General features: G+C 72.6%; 5 protein-coding genes. 3 read left to right on the plus strand and 2 right to left on the minus strand.

Annotated elements, in window-relative coordinates:
• Together AB0F10_RS43760 and AB0F10_RS43765 are read left to right on the plus strand one after the other, a co-directional pair.
• Positions 1–2,349 (plus strand): WG repeat-containing protein (locus tag AB0F10_RS43760; protein ID WP_360640075.1); only part of this gene is annotated, 2,349 nt, incomplete at its 5' end.
• 21 nt (positions 2,350–2,370) lie between these two features.
• Complete coding sequence (locus AB0F10_RS43765) at positions 2,371–3,369, plus strand: aldo/keto reductase family protein (RefSeq protein ID WP_360640078.1); 999 nt, start codon at positions 2,371–2,373, stop codon at positions 3,367–3,369.
• Positions 3,370–3,405: 36 nt separating this feature from the next.
• Here the strand turns inward: AB0F10_RS43765 and AB0F10_RS43770 are convergent, their stop codons facing one another.
• Both AB0F10_RS43770 and AB0F10_RS43775 read right to left on the minus strand, forming a co-directional pair.
• Positions 3,406–4,191: a site-2 protease family protein gene (locus AB0F10_RS43770; protein ID WP_360640081.1), complete on the minus strand. Its 786-nt coding sequence runs from the start codon at positions 4,189–4,191 to the stop codon at positions 3,406–3,408.
• 38 nt (positions 4,192–4,229) lie between these two features.
• Positions 4,230–4,427 carry a hypothetical protein gene (locus AB0F10_RS43775; RefSeq protein WP_360640084.1) on the minus strand — a complete coding sequence of 66 codons (198 nt, stop codon included), beginning with the start codon at positions 4,425–4,427 and terminating at the stop codon, positions 4,230–4,232.
• Between the two features lie 185 nt (positions 4,428–4,612).
• Between AB0F10_RS43775 and AB0F10_RS43780 the strand changes: the two genes are divergently transcribed.
• Positions 4,613–5,633, plus strand: a 1,021-nt coding sequence (locus AB0F10_RS43780; RefSeq protein WP_360640087.1) for a bifunctional adenosylcobinamide kinase/adenosylcobinamide-phosphate guanylyltransferase, incomplete at its 3' end; no start/stop codon positions are given.

Raw genomic sequence — 5,633 nt, forward strand, 5'->3', positions numbered from 1 at the left:
GCACGGGACGACGAAGCGCCCGAAGACTACGCATCGGCCCGCAAGGCACGAGACGACGAAGCACGGGACGACGACGCACGGGACGACGAAGCGCCGGGCGACGAAGCGCCGGAAGACGACGCATCGGCCCGCGAGGCATGGGCCGACGGCTCTGCGGACGAGCCGGTGGCCGTCGTCGAACGACCGGCCTGGCAGGAGCCGGTCATCGCCGAGGACGCGTCCGAGGCTCCCGACGAGACCACCGAACCCCAGGACGGTTTCCCCGGCGGACCGATCACCCCGGAAGACGCCCACGCCGCGGCGAAGGCCGCTGCGGTCGAAACCGCCGAGGTCGAACACCCGCCGAGCCCCAGCGCGGCGATCGAGGACGTCGCCGACGAACCCGCCGCGACCGGCCCTACCGAGGACGAGCCGACCGAGGACGAGCCGACCGAGGACAAGGCAACCAAGGACGAGCCGACCCAGGACGAACCGACCCAGGACAAGGCGATCCGGGACGGGTCGACCCAGGACGAACCGATCCAGGGCGAGCCGGCCGAAGCCAAGCAACCGTTGACGGCCGAGGCGACCACCGAGTCCGCCGACGAGAAATCCACCGAAGACCAGGCTGCCAGGGACGAGGCCGCCGAAGACGAGGCCGCCAGGGACGAGGCTGCCGAGGTAGGCGCCGCTGAAGACCAGGCCGCCGAGGACGAGGGCGCCGTCCCCTTGGCGCCGGTCGACGCGACGCCCGAGTCGGCACCCACCGCCACCCTCCCGGACGAACCGAGCATCGACGAGCCTGATGCCGACGACCGGGAGCAGGCCGAGCCTGTCCCGGCCGAGTCCGCCGCCCCGGTCGCGGACCAGCCCGCCCCCACCGAGTCCGGCCCGGAGCCGGTCGAGGCAGACGACAAGGCCGAGGCGGAGAGCCCAGCCGCCGAGACCCCGGCAGCCGAGAGCCAGGCGAGCCGCAATGACGCGGTACCAGCCCCGAGCATGCAGCTTCCGGCGCTGTCCGTTCCCCCGCCGTCCGAGCCCGAACTCGAGCCCGTGCGCCGCCGCACCGATCCCGAGCAGGTGCTGGCCACGTACCCGTGGAAGTTTGATCCACTCACCCTGCGTGAGGTTATCGACGACCCGGACCGGCTCCTCGACGTGCGGGACCGGCTCAGCGACAAGCTCGAATACGCCGAGCGCGACACCGTCCGCGCCCGTCTGCTCAGCCTGCGCGCCGTCGTCTCCCGCGTGCTCGGCGACCTCGGCCGGGCCCTCGCCGACGGCCGGGAGGCGCTGCGGCATGCCGAGGCCACCGGCGAGCTGCGGCGGACCGCGATCGTGCAGGCCCGGCTCGCGCACGTGCAGCAGTGGCGCGGCGACTTCGCCGAGGCCGACCGGATGTTCGAGGAGGCCAACTCCGTCGAACTGCCCGACCGGCTGCGGGCCGAGATGCACGTGCAGGCCGGCAAGTCCTGCTACGAGCAGGGCCGCTATCTCGAGGCCTGCAACCACTTCGAGGCCGCGCTCGCGCTGCGCCGGCTCGAGGACCCGGACCTGGTCTCCCGCACCGAGGCCGCCCTCGACGCCGTCATGGCGCGGGTGCAGGAGGCCGGCTGGGGTCCCTACCCGCGTTCCCGCGAGGAGATTCTGCAGCGGAGCCGGCCGCCGCATCCGGCGGTCGACTACGAGTCCGGCTGGCAGGGGTACGCCGACTCCAACGGCGACGTCGTCATCGCCGAGCGTTACGCCGACGCGCAGCCGTTCCACGAGGGTGCCGCCTGGGTGCGCCGGCCGAGCAGCGACGCCTGGGAGCTGATCGACGAGACCGGCGCGCTGCTGATCGACGCCTCGAGCGGGTACGTGCAGGCCGGCCCGTTCGGCGACGGCCTGGCCTGGGTGTCGCGCGATACGGCCGGCGGCTGGTTCGCCGTCGACTGGCACAACCGGGTCATCGTGCCCGGCGGCTTCGACGACGTGCGACCGTTCCGGCAGGGTCTCGCGGCGGTGCGGCGCGGCGGGTGGGGCGCGATCGACCGGCACGGCCGGATCGTGGTGCAGCCGAAGTTCAGGCGCTTCGCGACCGAGTTGATCGCCGGCGGGCCGGTCGATGGTTTCACCGCGGACGGCCTGGCGGTCGTCGACGCCGGCGACCGGCTCGGCGTGGTGGACCGCACCGGTCAGTTCCTGGTGGCCCCGATGTACGCGCGGCTGGTGATCCATCCGGTGGCGTTCATCATCGGCGACCGCGAGGGCCGGTGGGGCGCGCTCGACCGGCGCGGCGAGCCGATCCTCGACGTCGTGCACGCCCGGGTCGTCGATGTGGCGGACGAGATAGAGCGACTGCTCACCGACACCCGGCCGGTTCTGTAAGCAGCGGGTAGGGTCCGGAACATGGAGTTCCGTCACCTCGGCCGTTCCGGCCTCATGGTCAGCGAGATCGCTTACGGCAACTGGATCACCCACGGCTCCCAGGTCGAGGAGGAGGCCGCCGCCAAGTGCGTCAAGGCCGCCCTCGACGTGGGCATCACCACATTCGACACCGCGGACGTCTACGCGGGCACCCGCGCTGAGGAGGTGCTCGGCCGCGCGCTCAAGGGCGAACGCCGCGAGGGCCTGGAGATCTTCACCAAGGTCTACTGGCCGACCGGCCCGGGCCCGAACGACCGCGGGCTGTCCCGCAAGCACATCATGGAGTCGATCAACGGCTCGCTGCGCCGGCTGCAGGTGGACTACGTCGACCTCTACCAGGCGCACCGCTACGACCACTCGACGCCGCTCGAGGAGACCATGCAGGCGTTCGCCGATGTGGTGCGCTCCGGCAAGGCCCTCTACATCGGGGTCTCGGAGTGGTCCGCGACGGAGATCCGCGCGGGTTGGGAGTTGGCGCGGGATCTGAACATTCAGCTGGTTTCGAGCCAGCCGCAGTATTCGGCGTTGTGGCGGGTCATCGAGGCCGAGGTGGTGCCGACCTCGATCGAGCTCGGCATCGGCCAGGTGGTCTGGTCGCCGATCGCCCAGGGCGTGCTCACGGGCAAGTATGAGCCGGGCAAGCAGCCGCCGGCCGGCTCGCGGGCCACCGACGACAAGTCCGGTGCCGACTTCATCTCGCGCTGGCTCAGCGACGAGGTGCTCGGCGCCGTGCAGCGGCTCAAGCCGCTCGCCGAGCAGGCCGGCCTGTCGATGGCCCAGCTCGCGGTGGCCTGGGTGCTGCAGAATTCCAACGTGTCCGCGGCGATCATCGGCGCGTCGCGCCCGGAGCAGGTCCACGACAACGCCAAGGCGTCCGGCGTGAAGCTCGAGGACGACCTGCTGAAGGCGATCGACGACGTGCTCGCCCCGGTCATCGAGCGCGACCCGGCGCTGACGGTCAGCCCGGCGAACCGCCCCTGACGGCGTTCCCGGCGCCCCCGCTCGGGGGCGCCGGGATCACAGGGACGACCAAAAGCGCATGTAGTAGAGCCCGACCTCGCCCAGCCCGTCCGGCACGCCGATCAGGTTGGCGAACCAGCCGACCACCGCGAAGAACCAGTAGTTGATCCGCGACTGCCAGAGCAGGACGAAGAGCAGCATGAATCCGTACGGCGCGAAGAGGTTGTAGGCCCGCTGGTACGGCGCGCTCAGCCACGGCTGGAGGATGTTGCCGCCGTCCAGGCCCGGCATCGGCACCAGGTTGAGCAGGCTGGCCGTGACCTGCAGGAACGCCAGCGCCCCCAGGGCGACCCAGAAGTCGCCGTGGCTGCCCACGACCACTATCGAGCCCGAGCCGTCCCGCACCACCCCCACGTCGCCGCCCGCGCCGAGCGCGAACGGCACCGCCAGTATCAGCGCGAACACCACGTTGGTCGCCGGCCCGGCAGCGCTGATCAGCGACTGCTTGGCCTTGCTCCGGATGTGCGCGTGGTCGACCCAGACCGCGCCGCCGGGCAGGCCGATGCCGCCCAGCACCACCGCGACCAGCGGCAGCACGATCGACAGCACCGGGTGCGTGTATTTGAGCGGGTCCAGCCGCAGGTAGCCCCGGTCCGCGACGCCCCGGTCCCCCGAGAAGTACGCGACGATGGCGTGCGCGTACTCGTGCAGGCAGAGCGAGAGCACCCAGCCGGAGACGACCAGCAGGAAGACGTCGACCCGCGGGTTGCCGAACGCGGTCCAGGTCATCCAGCCGGCAACGCCCGTGATGGCGAGAATCCCAGCGAAGATGGGACTCGGCACGAAGGCGCTCTTCGGGGAGCCCCGGGAGACCTGGTAATTCACTCCGGCGGCAGCAGACTCATCTTGTAGTCGACCCGGTCGTCCTCGACGAGGGTGACCTGGGTGACTCCGGCGGCCGCGAGCTCACGCCACGCCTGGCCGATCCACGACTCGGCGTCCGCCTGACTGCTGAACGTCTCGGTAGGGCCGGCCACCGGCTGCCCGTCGACGCCCTCGTACCGCCAACTCCACGGCATTCCGCCGCCTCCTCAGGTGTCGAACCAAGGTCCTGTTGCCACCCTACGGTGTGCCCGCCGGTGTGCCCGTGACGCCCGTGCCTCGCCGATGGTGTCACGGGCGATCATGACGGCCGTGATCGGCGGGACGCCCCGGGGCCGGGTCGGCCCCCATGATCGCAACGCCCGGCCCTAAAGTACGGGGCATGTCTGCTGACGGGTGGCGTTCGATCCTGGTACTTGGCGGGATCCGGTCCGGCAAGTCCGCGTTCGCCGAGGCGCTGGTCGCGGGCGCCGCCTCGGTCCGATATGTCGCGACGGCGGTGGGTGGCGAGGACGATCCGGAGTGGCGGGCCCGGATCGAGGCTCATCAGCGCCGCCGGCCGCAGTCCTGGACCACCGAGGAGACCGCCGCGGACCCGGACGGGCTGACCAACGTGCTCGCCGAGGCCAAGCCCGACGAGACCCTGCTCGTCGACGACCTGGGCGGCTGGGTCGCGGCGCTGCTCGACCCGGCGCGCCAGCCGAACGACGACCTGGCGACGGTGACCGCGCTCGCCGACGCGGTCCGCGCGTGCTCCGCCCGGGTGGTGCTGGTCAGCCCCGAGGTCGGCCTGTCGCTGGTGCCGGCGACGGCGGTCGGGCGGGCGTTCGCGGACGCGCTCGGCACCGCCAACCAGGCGCTCGCCGGCGCGTGCGACCGGGTGGCGTTCGTGGTGGCGGGCCGCCCGACGTGGCTGAAGACCGGTCCGGACGCGCCGGGGATCACCACGGACCTGGACGCCGAGAACGGCGAGGCCGAGCGCGTGGACACGGCGGTGACCGCCCCGCCGGCGGCGCGACCGGTCGTCGACGCGGTGGCTCGGCACGACGCGATGACCCCGGCCGTGCCGGCGCCCGCACCCGCTGTCACCGCGGCGTCGCTGCTCCCGGCCGCCGGGGTGCCGGTCACCGCACACCCCCGGACCAGCATCGATGCGGTCATCGCCCCCGGCATGGACATGCCCCTGCCGGACGGCGACTCCGGCCCCGACGCGCGCGACCGCCTCGCCCGCGCCGACCTGCCCGGCGCGGGTTTCGGCGCGCTGATCGAGGCGATCGAGTTCGCCGCCGCCACCCAGGCCACCGCCACCCCGCGCCCGTGGGGGCCGGCCCGGGTGCTGCTGATCGACGGGCGGCACGGCGGCGGCGCGGCCGCGGGGGCGGACGTGTCGGACTCGGAGCGGC

The sequence above is a fragment of the Actinoplanes sp. NPDC026623 genome (genome assembly GCF_040638275.1).
Classification (GTDB): Bacteria; Actinomycetota; Actinomycetes; order Mycobacteriales; family Micromonosporaceae; genus Actinoplanes.

Bases quoted from the DNA above. Each gene is read 5' to 3' on its own strand.
- AB0F10_RS43765 (WP_360640078.1), top strand. From the start codon at position 2,371: ATGGAGTTCCGTCACCTCGGCCGTTCCGGCCTCATGGTCAGCGAGATC.
- AB0F10_RS43775 (WP_360640084.1), bottom strand. From the start codon at position 4,427: ATGCCGTGGAGTTGGCGGTACGAGGGCGTCGACGGGCAGCCGGTGGCC.